Here is a 15,250-nt window from a genome sequence, read left to right as displayed (position 1 = left end):
GCCGGCACGCGCACCTGCGCACACTCCAATGGTCGCGGCCTCGACCGGAACCGGGGCGGGCGAGGATCGACGCATGACGCAACCCGAGGGCAGGTCGGCCCGTGCCGTGCAACGTGCGGTGCTGGATGCGATCGGCGTGCTCCTGCCGGTGGCCTGCGTCGGATGCGGCGCCGTCGATCGGGCGGTCTGCGGACGCTGCCGGGTGCTGCTGGTCGGCGCGCCACCGTACGTCGCCGAGCGCCCGGGCATCGGCGCCTGGGCGGCCGTGCGATACGAGGGGGCGGTTGCGAGCGCGATCGGTGCGTACAAGGACGGAGGGCGAACGGATGCCGCGGGGCCGCTCTCCTGGGCGCTCGTCGGCGCGATCGCCGCGGCGCTGCACGGCGAGCCGCACGGCACGATCGAGGTCTGCACGGTGCCATCGACCGTGGCGGCCATGCGAGCCCGCGGCTACGCGCCGGTCGACCTGCTGCTCGCGCGCCGCGGCATCCGCCCGTCGCACGTGCTCCGTCTCACGCGTGCGCACGAGGACCAGGCCGGACTCGGTGCGGCGGCCCGGCGGGCGAACGCCGACGGGGCCCTCGAGGCCCGGCGACCGCTCGACGGAAGACGGTTCCTGCTCGTCGACGACGTCCTCACCACGGGATCGACGCTCGTCGAGGCCCGTCGTGCGCTGTCGGTCGCCGAGGGCTCCGTCGCGGCCGTCGCGGTGCTCGCCGAGACCCCGTTGCGGCGCTCGTCCGGACACGGCGGCCTCACGGGAGACACTCCGTGACAACGCCACCCGAGGAGGCTACGGTGGCATGACAGGCGTGGTCGGTCCACCCTTCCAGACCCGGGTGACACGCCGGTAGATGGAGGTCGTCATGGAACTGAACATCGTCGGACGAAACCTGGGAGTCACCGACCGATTCCGCGCCTACGCAGCCGAGAAGTCGGAGAAGATCACCAATCTCGCCGAACGAGCCATCTCCCTCGACGTGAAGCTCACCCGTCACAACGAGAAGAACGGGAACAACAACGGCCTCGACCGCGTCGAGCTCACCCTCGTCGGCAAGGGCCCCGTGGTGCGGGCCGAGGCCGACGGCACCGACAAGTACGCCGCGTTCGACGTCGCCCTCGGGCGACTCCTCGAACGCATCCGCCGCGCGAAGGACCGCCGCAAGGTCCACCGCGGCCAGCGCCGCCCCACCTCGCTGCGCGAGGCGACCGACCTCGGGTTCAGCGACGTCGGCGTCCAAGCCGCGGCCCCCGAGGTGATCGAGCAGGTGCGCACGGGCAGCATCCCGGTCATCGAGGAGCAGCCCCAAGCCGAACAGGAGGAGGAGGCCTACTCGCCCGTGGTGATCCGCCGCAAGGTCTTCGCCGCCAGCCCCATGACCGTCGACGACGCGCTCTACTACATGGAACTCGTCGGGCACGACTTCTACCTCTTCGTCGACTCCGAGACCGGCCGGCCGAGCGTCGTGTACCGGCGCAAGGGCTGGGACTACGGGCTCATCGGGCTCGACGAGCAGGCCGACGCGGAGTCGGACCCGTCGGAGCCCCGACTCGACCGCGCCACGGCCTGACGCCGCGGCATCCCGCCATCCTCGCGCTGGGCGCGGACCGGCGTCCGCGCCCAGCGCCATGCCGGTTCCGCGCAGCTCCTCGCCGCCTCCGCCCAGCTTGCTGGCCGCTAGCATGGCTATGATGACCGTCTGCACGGCGGTACCGGGTGTGCCCGGGCGTTCCACCGAGGAACCCGGCGCCCGACGACTACAGGAGAACATTCGTGGCTTCGATTCTGGAAAGGGTCCTCCGCGTCGGCGAGGGCCGAACCCTCAAGCGGCTGGAGAACTACGCGACGGCGGTCAACGCGCTCGAAGACGATTTCCAGGCCCTCAGCGACGAGGAGCTGAAGCACGAGACCGTGGAGCTGCGCGAGCGCTACGCGAGCGGCGAATCGCTCGACGACCTGCTGCCCGAGGCGTTCGCCGCCGTCCGCGAGGCGAGCCGTCGCACGCTGGGCCTGCGGCACTTCGACGTGCAGCTCATGGGCGGCGCGGCGCTGCACCTCGGCAACATCGCCGAGATGAAGACCGGTGAGGGCAAGACGCTCGTGGCGACGACCGCCGCGTACCTCAACGCACTCACGAGCCGCGGCGTGCACATCGTCACGGTGAACGACTTCCTCGCGAGCTACCAGTCCGAGCTCATGGGCCGCGTCTTCCGCGCCCTGGGCATGACCACGGGATGCATCCTGGCCGGTCAGACGCCCGCGCAGCGCCGCGAGCAGTATGCCGCCGACATCACCTACGGGACCAACAACGAGTTCGGCTTCGACTACCTGCGCGACAACATGGCCTGGCAGTCCGCCGACATGGTGCAGCGCGGGCACAGCTTCGCCATCGTCGACGAGGTCGACTCGATCCTCATCGACGAGGCCCGCACGCCGCTCATCATCTCGGGCCCCGCCTCCGGCGAGGCGAACCGATGGTTCACGGAGTTCGCGAGCCTGGCCAAGCGACTCGTGCCCGGCGAGGACTACGAGGTCGACGAGAAGAAGCGCACCGTCGGCGTGCTCGAGCCCGGCATCGAGAAGGTCGAAGACTATCTGGGCATCGAGAACCTCTACGAGTCCGCGAACACGCCGCTCATCTCGTTCCTCAACAACTCGATCAAGGCCAAGGCGCTCTTCAAGCGCGACAAGGACTACGTCGTCATGAACGGCGAGGTGCTCATCGTCGACGAGCACACCGGCCGCATCCTCGTGGGCCGACGGTACAACGAGGGGATCCACCAGGCGATCGAGGCCAAGGAGGGCGTGCAGGTCAAGGCGGAGAACCAGACCCTCGCGACCGTCACGCTGCAGAACTACTTCCGCCTCTACGACAGGCTCTCGGGCATGACGGGTACCGCGGAGACCGAGGCGGCCGAGTTCATGTCCACCTACAAGCTCGGGGTAGTCGTGATCCCCACCAACAAGCCGATGATCCGCATGGATCAGCCCGACCTCGTCTACAAGAACGAGGAGTCGAAGTTCGCCCAGGTCGTCGATGACATCGTCGAGCGCCACCGCAAGGGCCAGCCGGTGCTCGTCGGCACGACCAGCGTCGAGAAGAGCGAGTACCTCTCGCGCCTGCTCGCCAAGAAGGGCATCCGGCACGAGGTGCTGAACGCGAAGAACCACGCGCGCGAGGCGGCGATCGTCGCGCAGGCCGGACGTCACGGCGCCGTCACGGTCGCGACGAACATGGCCGGTCGAGGCACCGACATCATGCTGGGCGGCAACGCCGAGTTCATCGCAGTGCAGCGGATGCACGAGCGCGGGCTGAGTCCCGTCGACACGCCGGATGAGTACGAGGCGGCCTGGGACGCGGTGTTCGAGCAGGTCAAGGCGGAGATCGCGGTCGAGGCCGAGAAGGTCCTCGCCGCGGGCGGGCTGTACGTGCTCGGCACCGAGCGGCACGAGTCCCGTCGCATCGACAACCAGCTGCGCGGTCGCTCGGGACGTCAGGGCGACCCAGGTGAGAGCCGCTTCTACCTCTCGCTGTCCGACGACCTCATGCGCCTGTTCAACGCGGGCGCCGCCGAGAGCATCATGTCGCGCGGGGTCCCCGACGACGTCGCCATCGAGTCGAAGGTCGTCACCCGGGCCATCCGCTCGGCGCAGTCGCAGGTCGAGGCGCGCAACGCCGAGATCCGCAAGAACGTGCTGAAGTACGACGATGTCCTCAATCGCCAGCGCGAGGCCATCTACAGCGACCGACGGCACATCCTGCAGGGCGACGACCTGCACGAGCGCACCCAGACGTTCCTCGAGAACGTGATCGACGAGGTGCTTGACGCGCACACCGCCGAGGGCAACCCCGACGAGTGGGACTTCGACGCACTGTGGACCGAGCTGAGGACGCTCTACCCGATCGGCATCACGATCGACGAGGTCGTGGCCGAGGCCGGTGAGAAGGGCAGGCTGAACCGCGACTTCATCCGTCGCGAGATCCTCTCCGACGCGAGGCTGGCCTACCAGCGCCGCGAGCAGCAGCTCGGCGGCACCGCGATGCGCGAGCTCGAGCGACGCGTCGTGCTCTCGGTCATCGACCGCCGCTGGCGCGACCACCTCTACGAGATGGACTACCTGAAGGACGGCATCGGCCTGCGCGCCATGGCGCAGCGCGACCCGCTCGTGGAGTACCAGCGCGAGGGCTACGCGATGTTCCAGCAGATGATGGGTTCCATCCGGGAGGAGACCATCGGCTTCCTCTTCAACCTCGAGGTCGAGGTCGCCCCGCAGGCGGGTGCCGGCGCCACTATCGAGGCGAAGGGCCTCGGGCGCCAGGGCGCGGCCGACGGGCAGCTGAGCTACTCGGCGCCGAGCGACTCGGGCGGCGTGGAGGTGCGCAACCAGCGCGGCCAGGTGCAGCAGGCGGCGACCCAGCGTGCGCGCCGAGCGGTCGCGCAGGCGCAGGCACCTCAGCCCGAGCCGTCGCGCGGAGCGTTCGGCCAGCGCACGGGCGGGGCGGTGGAGCCGGCGCCGCAGAACCGTGCCGAGCGTCGCGCCCAGGAGCGCAAGGGGCGCTGACGACGAGCGGGGCGAACGGGCGGGGTCCGGCTCAGAGCACGCTGATGGCGCTCGCGCGCCAGCGCTGGTCGAAGCCCTCGAGTCGGATCGCAACCGCGCGCGACCGCGGCCGCTGGTGCACCATCACGACAGCCTCGACGACGCCGTCGGCCGGCTCGCAGGTCAGGATGTTGCCGATCGCGAACGCGGGACGGCGCGGAGCCTGCCCCTTCACTCGCCGAGCACGCGCGGCGAGGACGACGCGCTTGGAGAGGTTGCGGTACACGTCGTCGGTGACCCAGCGCGCCAGTTGGTCGAGATCGCGTGCGCCCGCCAGCACCTCGATCACGCAGTGCGTGATATTGCGCAGGAGGGGCTCGGGATCGGGGAGCTCGCTGCGGCGGGCGGGCTGTCGGCCGAAGTAGTCGTCTTCGTCGTCGAGGAACCGCACGGTGGAACCTCGTACCACGGTGCGTGCAACGGCAGGGCGGGCGGTCATCTGTGCTCCATGAGGGTGGGCGACGGCCGTTCGGCCGATGACGGAATCACCCCCGATCGGGGGTCGTTCGGGCAATCCCTGAGTGAACCGTATTCAGGGGTGGGAATGGTGTCAAGGAATTTCACCGGCTGTGGAGAACGCCGGACGGCGACGGGGCCGGGGAGTAGCGTGCCCGCATGCGCTGGGACCTGCTGTTCGACGATCTCGAGTCGCAGCTCGACCAGGAGCAGCGCGACGAGGAGCGTGCGCTCGCGCTCGAGGAGGAGCGCCTCCGGCTCGGTCGCCTGACGCTCCGGGATCGCCTCGCCGCGATGGCCAGGGCGGCGGCCGATGAGCCCGCGGCGACGGTGCGCGTCGAACTCAGGGGCGGACGGGCGCTCGAGCTCAGGCCGCGCTCGTTCGGGCGTGACTGGGTGAGCGCCACCCTCCGCGGAGCGGCCCACGATCAGCGGCAGTGCATCGTCCCGCTCGCAGCCGTCACCGCGGTGATTCCCACCGCGATGCAGCTCGAGACGAGCCTCGAGCCGGCCACCGAGCCGTCCTCGAGGCTCGCGGAGCGCATCGGGCTGACGTTCGTGCTCCGCGACCTGTGCCGACGCCGTGCGCCCGTGCACGTCACGACGGACGACGGCCGCGTACACGGCACGCTCGACCGCGTGGCCAGGGACCACGTCGACCTCGCGCTCCATGATTCCGGCGTGCCGCGCCGGGAGCGCGAGGTGCGGGGCTACCGCATCATCCCGATCGACCGCTTGCTGGTCGTCGAATTCGGGTGAGGATCGCGCGGGTTCGGGTGAGGATCGCGCGGTCAGTCGACGGTGCGGAGCCGCCCCGACCGGGCCCCTGAGAGCTCGAGGATGTTCGCGAACTCGCCCTGGTTCCAGAGGGCGTGCCGACGGGTCTGCTCGTACTGCTCCTCGATCCACACCTCGAGCTGGGCTCGCTCGACACGCCACGGGCCGGAGCTCCCCACGCGGATCGCGGGCAGTTCGCCCGAGCGGATCAGGTCGTCGACGGTCTGGACGTCGACGGCGAGCACCTCCGCCGCGTCGGCGACGGTGAGGAACCGGCCGATCTCGTCGCCAGAGCCGTATGGGGTCATGTGTCGATTATCGACCCGGGACGAAGAGGCGGCCGCGGGTGTGGATAACTTCGAGACATCCGCCCGGTTTGGCGTCACGATTGAGCCCGGCGCACCCGGCGCCGGCCTGGAAGGAGCAGGATGTCGAGTCGACCGGAACGCACGGAGCGGGGCGCCGTTCGACTCGACCCCCGACTCCTCATCGGCATCGTACTGATCGCTGCGTCCACGACGGGCGTGTGGGCACTGGTCACCGGGCTCGACGATTCCGCCGAGGTGTACGCGGCGCGCGGCGCGCTCACGCCCGGAGCCCGCGTCGACGCCGACGATCTCGACATCGCAACGGTGCGCCTCGGGGCCACCGCGACGCACTACCTCGCACCGGGCGACCTGCCCGAGGGCGGCCTCATCGTCGTTCGCACCGTCGAGGCGGGCGAGCTCGTCCCCGGGTCCGCCGTCGACACGGTCGACCGCGCTGGTCTCGCGACCGTGGTGGTTCCGAGCCGGGGCGCCCTGCCGAGCAGCCTGGGGCCCGGCGCCACGGTTGACGTGTGGGCGGCGCGCCGCGCCGACCGAGACACCTACGAACCCCCCGCCGTCCTCGTCGCGGGGGCCGTGATCGCGGCCCTCCAGGAGTCCGAGGGCGTGGTCGACTCGGGCTCGAGGTCGGTCGAGCTCCTCATTCCGCGGGAGAGGGTCGCCGCGCTGCTCGAGGCGCTCGCCGCGGGCGACGTGGTCGATCTCGTCCCCGCTCGCGCGAGCGCCGACTGATGGCGCGGCTCGCCATCGCGCTCGACCCGTCGACGGAGGACCGACTCCTCGCCGACGTCGTCGAGCACGGGCATACGATCGTCGGCCGACTCGTGGGCTGGCGTGACGTGCTCGAGAGCCTCGACGTGCTCGCGCCCGAGGTCGTCCTCGTCGGCGCGGGCCGAGACACCCTGAGCGCCGAACTGCTCTCCGGATGCGACGAGCGCGGCATCCGGATCGTGGCGCTCGCGGCCGGCGATGCCGAGCGCGCGCACGCGACGCAGCTCGGCCTGCACGAGGTGCTCGACCGTTCCACAGGCTGGAGCCGGATCGAGCCGCTCGTGCGCGGCGGCCTCCCCGTGCCCTCGCGTGTCGGCGACGCCCCGCCGCGTGCCTCGCGCTCCGCATCGGTGATCGCCGTCTGGGGACCTGCCGGCGCGCCCGGCCGCACGACGGTCGCCGTGAACCTCGCGGCGGAGCTCGCGGCGGCGGGGCATGCCGTCGCGCTCGTCGACGCCGATCCGTACGGCGGCACGATCGCACCCCTGCTCGGCCTCCTCGACGAGGCGCCGGGGTTCGCGTCCGCGTGCCGCCTCGCCGGAGGTGGAGCGCTCGACCGCGCCGAACTCGAGCGGATCGCCCAGCGCTACTCCGCGCCGCGCGCCTCGTTCGACGTGTTCACCGGTCTCGTCGGCCCGAGCAGGTGGCCCGAGCTGTCGGCCGAGCGGGTGACGGCGACCCTCGAGGTCATCCGCGGCTGGGTCGAGTACGTGGTGATCGACACGGGTTTCAGCCTCGAGCGCGACGAGGAGCTCACGAGCGACCAGTTCGCGCCGCGCCGCAATGCCGCGACGTTCGCCGCAGTGTCGTCCGCCGACCGGGTCATCGCCGTGGGCCTCGCCGATCCGGTCGGACTCTCGCGGCTCCTTCGCGGGTACGGCGAGCTCGTCGACCTCGTGGAGCCCGAGCGCATCGACGTCATGGCCAACCGCGTCCGCACGAGCGCCCTCGGCATCGACGCGCACGCCCAGGTGCGCCAGACGCTCAGGCGGTTCTCCGGCATCGCCGACGTCGCCATGCTGCCGCACGACGGGCGGGCGACCGACGCGGCCATCCTCACGGCACGCACGCTCCGCGACGCCGCCCCGCGCAGTCCGTTGCGCGCGGCGCTCCGCGAGTACGCGCTCGAACGGCTGCTCCCCGTTCCCGAGCCGGCGAGGCGGCCGGTGTTCCGCCTGGCGCCCCTGCGCCGCGCCGCCGACCGGGCCGCGGGCTGAGCGCGGCGGCGTCCGGCGTCCGCCCCGCGCTGCTCACCCGGCGGCTGGCCGAGCCGCGAAGCCCGCGCACTACGCTTGACCTGTGTCGACCCTCAGTGATCTCGTCCTCGCCCAGGGCCGCAGCAGCCAGGCCGACGTCGACTGGCTGCACATGCTCGTCGGCGACCTGCAGTTGCTGGCCGACCTCGCCTTCGCCGACATCGTGCTGTGGGTGCCCTCGGGCGATGACGACTTCGTGGCCGTCGCCCACTCGCGGCCGTCGAGCGCCGCGACCCTGTTCTACCGCGACTTCGTCGGCCAGCAGATCAAGTCGCAATGGCGCGACCTCGTGACGCGCGCGTTCGCCACCAGCAGGATCGTCGATTCGTCGGCGCCCGACTGGTACGAGGAGATGCCCACGCGCGTGCGCGCCGTGCCCGTCATGCGCCGGCTCTCGACGACCGGCACCGAGCTCGCTCCCGATCCGGTGGCCGTCATCACGCGCCACACCAACCTCGGTGCCACGCGGACGCCGAGCCGGCAGGAACTGACGTTCAACGAGTGCGCCGAGGAGCTGTTCCAGATGATCGCGTCGGGAGACTTCCCCGACCTCGGCGCGCCCTCCGGACCGCGACGCGGCGCGCCGCGCGCGTCGGACGGGCTCATCCGGCTCGACGTCGACGGCATCACCACCTTCGCCAGCCCGAACGCGCTCTCGGCGTTCAACCGCATGGGCTTCGACGATGAGCTCGAGGGCGAGTCCCTCGCGGAGGTCAGTACGAGGCTCCTGAGCGGCAAGCTCGTCGTCGACGAGACGCTGCCGCTCGTAGTCACGGGGCGAGCGCCGTGGCGCACCGACGTCGAGTCCCGCGGCGTCACGGTGTCGCTTCGCGCGATGCCCATCCGCCATCGTGGCGAGCGGATCGGCGCCATCGTGCTGAGCCGCGACGTCACCGAGCTTCGCCATCAGGAGCAGGAGCTCATCACCAAGGACGCGACGATCCGCGAGATCCACCATCGCGTGAAGAACAACCTCCAGACCGTCGCGTCGCTGCTGCGCATCCAGGCGCGGCGCACGCACTCCGACGAGGCCCGCGATGCCCTCACGCAGGCCATGCGCCGCGTCGGCGCGATCGCGGTGGTGCACGACACCCTGTCGGAGGGACTCACCCAGAACGTCGACTTCGACGAGGTCTTCGACCGGGCGCTGCTGCTGGTCGCCGAGGTCGCGTCGGCGCACAACACCACGGCACATCCCAAGCGCTCGGGCTCGTTCGGCGTACTGCCGAGCTCGTACGCCACACCCCTCGCCCTCGCGCTCACCGAACTGGTGACCAACGCGGTCGAGCACGGCCTCGCCGGTCAGGAGGGCGACGTCGAGATCACCGCCGACCGGTCGGCGACGGCCCTCACCGTACAGGTGCGCGACAGCGGGTCGGGTCTGCCCGAGGGCAAGGTCGGCGAGGGGCTGGGCACCCAGATCGTGCGCACGCTCGTCCAGGGCGAGCTCGGCGGAACGATCGACTGGCACACGATCGTCGGTCACGGCACCGAGGTGACCATCGACGTGCCGCTGCGCTGGATCACGCCCGCGTAGGCGACGGATGCCGCCGGCGAGACGCTCTGAACCGGTGGCTCAGCCGGCCCGGCGGGCGCGGGCGGCGCGGCGCTTCAGGGCGCGGCGCTCGTCTTCGCTGAGGCCGCCCCACACGCCCGAGTCCTGACCGGTCTCGAGGGCGTACTGGAGGCAGATCTCCGTGACGGTGCATCGGGCGCAGACAGCCTTCGCCTTCTCGATCTGGTCGACGGCGGGACCAGTGTTGCCGACGGGGAAGAAGAGTTCCGGGTCAGCGGTGAGGCAGGCGGCTTTGTCGCGCCAATCCATGGAGATGCTCCTCGCGGTGTACTTCGGTGCAGACGCGCACGGTTGCGCCGCCGAATCCGGCATGTGCTGCAGGGGGGAAGCCGAATCTCGGGAAGTAGGATCATGACTGATCGGCTCACGTCCCTGTGAGCATCAACTCGGCCTCATAAATGGTCGCATAGCGGAGAGTTCGAATCAATAGTCGTGAATGGGATTAGCCTGTGAATCGCCGCGCCTCCGATGACGGACCCATGCCCTCCGCGGCATCCGATTCCGGCGGTGTGAGGGCCGCGCTCATCGTCGTGAGCGCCCTGCTGCTGCTCGAGGCGGCGGCCCTCGTCGCGGTGGTGGTGTGGCTCGTGGTCGACCTGCTGGCGCTGGAGCCCTCGTCGTACACCACGGCCATCGCGCTCCTGGTGCTCGTCGTCATCGGCGCCCTCTGGGTGAGCGTGACGGCGGTCGCCTCGCTGCGACGGGCGCCGTGGTCGCGCGCCGCAGCCATCGTGTGGCAGGTGCTGCAGGTGTCGATCGCGGTCGGGGCGTTCCAAGGGCTCTTCGCCCGTCCGGACGTGGGATGGGTGCTGCTCGTGCCGGCGGTCACCGTCATCGGGCTCCTGCTCTGGGCGCCCGTGCGGCTCGCCTACACGCGACCCGGGGACGAGTCGTCCGCGCCCGACGGGGCCTGACGCGCGTCGCCGAAGGCCGACCGCCGCCGCCGAAGCCGACCGCCGTCGCCGCCGCCCAAGGCGGACCGTCGGCCGCCGCCTGTCAGCCGTCGAGGCCGAGTTCCCCTCGAACGCGGGCGACGTGGCCGGTGGCCTTGACGTTGTACCAGGCCTTCTCGATGCGTCCGTCCGCGCCGATGACGAAGGTCGACCGGATCGCGCCGACGACGATCCTGCCGTAGAGCGACTTCTCGCCCCAGACGCCGTAGGCCCGTTGCACGACGAGGTCCTTGTCGGCGAGGAGCGTGAAGTTCAGCCGGTCGCGCTCGGCGAACCGCTTGAGCTTCGCGACGTCGTCCTTGGAGATGCCGATGACGTGCACTCCCGCGCCCGCGAACGAGTTGAGGTTGTCACGGAAGTCGCACGCCTCGGTGGTGCAGCCGGGCGTCATCGCCTCGGGATAGAAGTACAGCACCACGCGCGAGCCGCGAAGCGATGAGAGCGTGGTGGGCCGGCCGTCCTGGTCGTCGAGGGTGAAGTCGGGTGCGAGGTCGCCGGGGGCGAGTCGTGTGTCGGTCATCAGTCCATGCTAGGCAGGGCGGCTGGGTGCCCAGTGCACGAGACGGTCGCGGATGTCGCGGATGTCGCTCAGGCGAACGTCGTGAGCAGTCGCTGCAACGAGTCGAGGCGGGCGCGTCCGGTCTCGCCGAGCTCGCCCGCGGCGACCGCCTCGTTGATCGCGCAGTCGGGCGCGTCGGGCAGGTGCGTGCAGCCGCGCGGGCAGTCCTCGGCGATCCGGGCGAGGTCGGTGAAGGCGCCGAGGATGTTCGCGGGGTTCACGTGGCCGAGCCCGAACGAGCGCACGCCGGGGGTGTCGATGACCCACCCCGTGCCCGCGGCGGTGCGCAGTCGCAGCGAGATGGTCGACGACGAGGTGTGCCGGCCTCGTCCCGTGACCACGTTGACCTGCCCGATCGCACGGTTCGCCTCGGGTACCAGCGCGTTCACGAGCGTCGACTTGCCGACGCCCGAGTGTCCGACGAAGACCGTGCGGTGCCCGATGAGCGCAGCGGTGATCTCGTCGAGCGGCATCCGCTCGGCGCTCGAACGGAAGACCGGCAGGTCGAGTCCCGAGAAGTTCGCGAGGAACTCGTCGGGGTCGGCCAGGTCGGTCTTGGTGATGACGAGCAGGGGCTGGATGCCGGCGTCGAACGCGGCGACGAGGTAACGGTCGACGAGGCGGATGCGCGGCTCGGGGTTCGCCGCGGCCACGACGATGAGCATCTGGTCGGCGTTCGCCACGATGACCCGCTCGACCTCGTCGGTGTCGTCGGCACTGCGGCGCAGCAGGGTCGCGCGCTCGCCGACGCGCACGATGCGTGCGAGCGTGCCGGGTTCGCCGCTCGTCTCGCCCACCAGGTCGACGTGGTCCCCGGTCACGACCGACTTGCGTCGCAGCTCGCTCGCCCGTGCGGCGGTGAGTTCGCGCTCGTCGTCGTCGTCCTCGTCGACGAGCACCGAGTATCGGCCGCGGTCGACGCCGAGCACCGTGCCGGGCACCGCATCGGCGTGCTCGGGACGCGTCTTCGTGCGCGGGCGGCTGCCGCGGCGGCTGGGACGTACGCGCACGTCGGACTCGTCGAACTCCGGCTCGTCGTCGTCGTCGGTGTCCCACCAGCTCATGCGAGCATCTGCTCCCAGAGCTTCGGGAACTGCGGCAGGGTCTTGCCGGTCGAGGCGATGTCGTCGACGACGACGCCCGGCACGGCCAGCCCGACGATGGCCCCGGTCGTCGCCATGCGGTGATCGGCATATGCGTGCCACGGGCCGCCGTGCAGTGGTGCCGGCTCGATGCGCAGGCCGTCGTCGAGCTCGGTGACGTGGCCGCCGAGGCCGTTCAGTTCCGCCGCGAGTGCGGCGAGCCGGTCGGTCTCGTGGTGGCGGATGTGCCCGATGCCGGTGAACGTGCTGGGGCCGTCGGCGAAGGCCGCGAGGGCGACCACGTTGGGCACGAGCTCCCCGGCCTCCGACAGGTCGAGATCGGCGCCCCGGATGCCGCGGCCGCCGTCGGGGGTCGGCTCGGGCGCCCGGACGGTCAGGCGGTCGTCGTCGATCGAGACCCGCGCGCCGAATCGGGGGAGGAGTACCGCCAACTGCGCCCCCACCTGCGTCGTCTGCTCGGGCCAGCCCGTGACCGTGACGTGTCCGCCCGCGACGAGTGCGGCGACGAGGAACGGCGCGGCGCTCGAGAGGTCGGGCTCGATGGCGACATCGATCGCCCGGATGGCGCCGGGCGCGACCTGCCAGTGCCCGGGCTCGGGCGTCGTCACGTCGACGCCACGAGCGCGGAGCGCGGCGATCGTCATCTCGATGTGCGGCAGGCTCGGCAGCCGCTCGCCGGTGTGCCGCAGGTCGAGGCCGCGTTCGAAACGGGGCGCGGCGAGCAGGAGCCCGGAGACGAACTGGCTCGACGCGGACGCGTCCAGTTCGATCGCGCCGCCCTCGACCCGGCCGGTGCCGTGCACGGTGAACGGAAGGGCCCCGCGTCCGTCGTCGTCGATGTCCACCCCGAGCGCCCTGAGGCCCTGGATCGAGGCGCCCATGGGGCGGCGCCGCGCACCCTCGTCGCCGTCGAACGTCGTCGGGCCGAGTGCGAGGGCCGCAACGGGCGGGACGAAGCGCATGACGGTGCCCGCGAGCCCGCAGTCGATCGTCGTCGAGCCGACGAGCTCATCGGCGGGGATGACGCGCAGGTCATCGCCGAACCCGCCCGTGCCCGGCATCCGCTCGAATCGGGTGCCGAGTGCCCGGAGACCCTCGAGCATGAGTTCGCTGTCACGCGACCACAGGGGTGCCTGCAGCGTGGAGTGGCCGTCGGCGAGAGCGGCGAGCACCAGTTCGCGGTTCGTGAGCGACTTGGAGCCAGGGAGGGCCACCACGGACGCGAGCGGGCCGACCGCGACCGGCGCGCGCCATCCGTCATCCGTCTCGGTCTGCCTCGCCTCGCCGTACGGATCGAACTCGGGTGCGGAATACCTCGAAATCTGCATCGGTTATCAACAGTAGCGTCAGGGGGCGCAGAAGGAGACGGTGGCGCGTGACGGTGGCAGCAGTGCTCGAACGCCCGGCGGTCGCTCCGGTCGACGATCTAGGATGGCCGGTGATGACTGCGGACGAGACCGACCCCACGCACGACCATTCGGCCCCTTCGGACGAGGGCCGGTCGCTCGGCGAACTCTTCGAGGAACAGGCGCTGCCGTTCCTCGACCAGTTGTACGCCGCGGCCCTGCGCATGACCAAGAACCCGTCTGACGCGCAGGACCTCGTGCAGGAGACGTTCGTGAAGGCGTTCGCCGCCTTCGGGGGGTTCACGCAGGGCACCAACCTCAAGGCGTGGCTGTACCGGATCCTCACGAACACCTTCATCAACGCGTATCGCAAGAAGCAGCGGGAGCCCTATCAGGGCACGATCGACGACCTCGAGGACTGGCAGCTCGGCGGCGCCGAGTCGACGACCGCGCGGTCGAGCCGGTCGGCCGAGGCCGAGGCCATCGACCACCTGCCCGACAGCGCGGTGAAGGACGCGCTGCAGGCACTGCCCGAGGATTTCCGCCTCGCGGTGTACTTCGCCGACGTCGAGGGATTCTCTTACCAGGAGATCGCCGACATGATGAACACCCCCATCGGGACCGTGATGAGCCGCCTGCACCGTGGCCGGCGACTGCTGCGCGAGTCCCTCGCCGACTACGCCCGCGAGCAGGGATTCGCAGCGGACGGGCCGGCTCGTCAACCCACCAGGAGGCAGAGCATGCCGAGGAGTACGAGATGACCGACTGCGGCTGTGAGAAGGCCAGGGCCGAACTCGAGGAGTACCTCCATCACGAACTGGGTCGCGAGGACGCGGCCGACATCCACGAGCACATCGAGAACTGCGCCGACTGCCGGGCGGAGCTCCGCGTCGGCGTCGCGATCACCGAGGTCGTGCAGCGCGCCTGCAAGGAGAGCGCGCCCGAGGAGCTTCGGATGATCGTGCTCACGCGCATCCGCGACATCCAGTCGGGGCACGGCATCCTCGTCGACTGAGCCGGCGCATGGCGCCCGTGTCGGCGACGGGGCCGCCGCGGGAGTCGGTGTCGGCATCCGCATCATCATCCGCCTTTCGATGCAAGCGGGGCGGCGTGCCGGTTCCCTGACGTCGATCTGGATGGATACCTCCGCCCGCCCCAGCCCTCGCCCCGGTCGTGTTCCCACGTGGCTCCGGGTGCTCATCCCGACTGTCCTCATCCTCGTCTGGTTCGCCGCATTCGGCGCAGGCGGGGCGTCATTCGGTGCGCTCAGCGACGTCGTCGAGAACGAGCAGGCGCAGTTCCTGCCCGACGCCGCAGAGTCGACGCGGGTGCAGGACCTCCAGTCGGGATTCCGTTCCGCCGACGTCATCCCCGCGATCGTCGCGCGTGACGGACGGACGCCGACACCGAGGCGATCGCCTGATGACGAGGGTCCCGCGGCGAGGACGCGGTGCTCGACGTGACCGAAGCCGAGTCGCGGTCGGCGGAGGAGCGCCTGGTGCCGAGCCACCGCGGCTGAACGAC

The 15,250-nt window shown here is 70.9% G+C and carries 17 protein-coding genes; 11 read left to right on the top strand and 6 right to left on the bottom strand.

Annotated elements, in window-relative coordinates; translation table 11 throughout:
• Positions 1-73: 73 nt before the first annotated feature.
• From IEX31_RS03060 to secA, 3 genes are all read left to right on the top strand, one after another.
• Positions 74-775, top strand: a complete 702-nt coding sequence (locus tag IEX31_RS03060; protein WP_188741966.1) for a ComF family protein — start codon at positions 74-76, stop codon at positions 773-775.
• Positions 776-866: 91 nt separating this feature from the next.
• The gene (hpf, locus tag IEX31_RS03055) at positions 867-1,571 is read left to right on the top strand and encodes a ribosome hibernation-promoting factor, HPF/YfiA family (RefSeq protein WP_188741965.1); all 705 of its coding nucleotides are present in this window, start codon (positions 867-869) and stop codon (positions 1,569-1,571) included.
• Positions 1,572-1,774: 203 nt separating this feature from the next.
• A complete protein-coding gene (gene secA, locus IEX31_RS03050; RefSeq protein ID WP_188741964.1) occupies positions 1,775-4,564 on the top strand; it encodes a preprotein translocase subunit SecA in 2,790 nt (929 codons plus the stop codon).
• Positions 4,565-4,595: 31 nt separating this feature from the next.
• Here secA and IEX31_RS03045 read toward each other — a convergent pair whose 3' ends face one another.
• Complete coding sequence (locus tag IEX31_RS03045; RefSeq protein WP_188741963.1) at positions 4,596-4,994, bottom strand: Rv3235 family protein; 399 nt, start codon at positions 4,992-4,994, stop codon at positions 4,596-4,598.
• Positions 4,995-5,218: 224 nt separating this feature from the next.
• On the opposite strand from IEX31_RS03045, the gene IEX31_RS03040 reads away from it, so the two are divergent.
• Entirely contained in the window at positions 5,219-5,818 is a 600-nt protein-coding gene (locus IEX31_RS03040) for a hypothetical protein (RefSeq protein WP_188741962.1), read from the top strand.
• A gap of 32 nt (positions 5,819-5,850) precedes the next feature.
• On the opposite strand, the gene IEX31_RS03035 is transcribed toward IEX31_RS03040, so the two are convergent.
• Entirely contained in the window at positions 5,851-6,144 is a 294-nt protein-coding gene (locus tag IEX31_RS03035; RefSeq protein WP_188741961.1) for a helix-turn-helix domain-containing protein, read from the bottom strand.
• 120 nt (positions 6,145-6,264) lie between these two features.
• Between IEX31_RS03035 and IEX31_RS03030 the strand changes: the two genes are divergently transcribed.
• From IEX31_RS03030 to IEX31_RS03020, 3 genes are all read left to right on the top strand, one after another.
• A complete protein-coding gene (locus IEX31_RS03030; protein WP_188741960.1) occupies positions 6,265-6,894 on the top strand; it encodes a hypothetical protein in 630 nt (209 codons plus the stop codon).
• Positions 6,894-8,150 (top strand): CpaE/TadZ family protein, encoded by a 1,257-nt coding sequence (locus IEX31_RS03025; protein WP_188741959.1) that lies wholly within the window; start codon positions 6,894-6,896, stop codon positions 8,148-8,150. Before IEX31_RS03030 ends, IEX31_RS03025 begins: the two co-directional genes overlap by 1 nt.
• 82 nt (positions 8,151-8,232) lie before the next feature.
• Entirely contained in the window at positions 8,233-9,726 is a 1,494-nt protein-coding gene (locus IEX31_RS03020; RefSeq protein ID WP_188741958.1) for a sensor histidine kinase, read from the top strand.
• A 39-nt stretch (positions 9,727-9,765) separates the two neighbouring features.
• Here the strand turns inward: IEX31_RS03020 and IEX31_RS03015 are convergent, their stop codons facing one another.
• Complete coding sequence (locus tag IEX31_RS03015; protein ID WP_055859573.1) at positions 9,766-10,014, bottom strand: WhiB family transcriptional regulator; 249 nt, start codon at positions 10,012-10,014, stop codon at positions 9,766-9,768.
• 200 nt (positions 10,015-10,214) lie between these two features.
• On the opposite strand from IEX31_RS03015, the gene IEX31_RS03010 reads away from it, so the two are divergent.
• Entirely contained in the window at positions 10,215-10,679 is a 465-nt protein-coding gene (locus IEX31_RS03010) for a hypothetical protein (RefSeq protein ID WP_188741957.1), read from the top strand.
• A gap of 82 nt (positions 10,680-10,761) precedes the next feature.
• On the opposite strand, the gene bcp is transcribed toward IEX31_RS03010, so the two are convergent.
• From bcp to aroA, 3 genes are all read right to left on the bottom strand, one after another.
• A complete protein-coding gene (gene bcp, locus IEX31_RS03005; RefSeq protein WP_188741956.1) occupies positions 10,762-11,238 on the bottom strand; it encodes a thioredoxin-dependent thiol peroxidase in 477 nt (158 codons plus the stop codon).
• 68 nt (positions 11,239-11,306) lie between these two features.
• Positions 11,307-12,341 carry a ribosome small subunit-dependent GTPase A gene (rsgA, locus tag IEX31_RS03000; RefSeq protein ID WP_188741955.1) on the bottom strand — a complete coding sequence of 345 codons (1,035 nt, stop codon included), beginning with the start codon at positions 12,339-12,341 and terminating at the stop codon, positions 11,307-11,309.
• Positions 12,338-13,708, bottom strand: coding sequence for a 3-phosphoshikimate 1-carboxyvinyltransferase (aroA, locus tag IEX31_RS02995; RefSeq protein ID WP_188741954.1), 1,371 nt, complete (start codon positions 13,706-13,708; stop codon positions 12,338-12,340). The genes rsgA and aroA overlap by 4 nt, the downstream gene beginning before the upstream one ends.
• 113 nt (positions 13,709-13,821) lie before the next feature.
• On the opposite strand from aroA, the gene IEX31_RS02990 reads away from it, so the two are divergent.
• The 3 genes from IEX31_RS02990 to IEX31_RS02980 all read left to right on the top strand — a co-directional run bounded on the left by IEX31_RS02990 (position 13,822) and on the right by IEX31_RS02980 (position 15,189).
• On the top strand, positions 13,822-14,487 hold the full coding sequence (locus tag IEX31_RS02990) for a sigma-70 family RNA polymerase sigma factor (protein ID WP_188741953.1): 666 nt from the start codon (positions 13,822-13,824) through the stop codon (positions 14,485-14,487).
• Positions 14,484-14,741, top strand: coding sequence for a zf-HC2 domain-containing protein (locus tag IEX31_RS02985; RefSeq protein WP_188741952.1), 258 nt, complete (start codon positions 14,484-14,486; stop codon positions 14,739-14,741). The genes IEX31_RS02990 and IEX31_RS02985 overlap by 4 nt, the downstream gene beginning before the upstream one ends.
• A 178-nt stretch (positions 14,742-14,919) precedes the next feature.
• Positions 14,920-15,189, top strand: coding sequence for a hypothetical protein (locus IEX31_RS02980; protein WP_188741951.1), 270 nt, complete (start codon positions 14,920-14,922; stop codon positions 15,187-15,189).
• The last annotated feature ends 61 nt before the right edge of the window (positions 15,190-15,250 follow it).

Origin of the sequence: Agromyces bauzanensis (assembly GCF_014645655.1) — a bacterium.
Lineage (GTDB): Bacteria > Actinomycetota > Actinomycetes > Actinomycetales > Microbacteriaceae > Agromyces > Agromyces bauzanensis.
Note: the sequence above shows the minus strand (reverse complement) of the source record. Positions and strands in the feature narration are given on the sequence as shown.

What these genes read in the sequence shown, in the direction of transcription:
- IEX31_RS03060 (WP_188741966.1), top strand. Translation starts at nt 74, where the DNA reads ATGACGCAACCCGAGGGCAGGTCGGCCCGTGCCGTGCAACGTGCGGTG.
- hpf (WP_188741965.1), top strand. Translation starts at nt 867, where the DNA reads ATGGAACTGAACATCGTCGGACGAAACCTGGGAGTCACCGACCGATTC.
- IEX31_RS03040 (WP_188741962.1), top strand. Translation starts at nt 5,219, where the DNA reads ATGCGCTGGGACCTGCTGTTCGACGATCTCGAGTCGCAGCTCGACCAG.
- IEX31_RS03035 (WP_188741961.1), bottom strand. Translation starts at nt 6,144, where the DNA reads ATGACCCCATACGGCTCTGGCGACGAGATCGGCCGGTTCCTCACCGTC.
- IEX31_RS03030 (WP_188741960.1), top strand. Translation starts at nt 6,265, where the DNA reads ATGTCGAGTCGACCGGAACGCACGGAGCGGGGCGCCGTTCGACTCGAC.
- IEX31_RS03025 (WP_188741959.1), top strand. Translation starts at nt 6,894, where the DNA reads ATGGCGCGGCTCGCCATCGCGCTCGACCCGTCGACGGAGGACCGACTC.
- IEX31_RS03015 (WP_055859573.1), bottom strand. Translation starts at nt 10,014, where the DNA reads ATGGATTGGCGCGACAAAGCCGCCTGCCTCACCGCTGACCCGGAACTC.
- bcp (WP_188741956.1), bottom strand. Translation starts at nt 11,238, where the DNA reads ATGACCGACACACGACTCGCCCCCGGCGACCTCGCACCCGACTTCACC.
- rsgA (WP_188741955.1), bottom strand. Translation starts at nt 12,341, where the DNA reads ATGAGCTGGTGGGACACCGACGACGACGACGAGCCGGAGTTCGACGAG.
- aroA (WP_188741954.1), bottom strand. Translation starts at nt 13,708, where the DNA reads ATGCAGATTTCGAGGTATTCCGCACCCGAGTTCGATCCGTACGGCGAG.
- IEX31_RS02990 (WP_188741953.1), top strand. Translation starts at nt 13,822, where the DNA reads ATGACTGCGGACGAGACCGACCCCACGCACGACCATTCGGCCCCTTCG.
- IEX31_RS02985 (WP_188741952.1), top strand. Translation starts at nt 14,484, where the DNA reads ATGACCGACTGCGGCTGTGAGAAGGCCAGGGCCGAACTCGAGGAGTAC.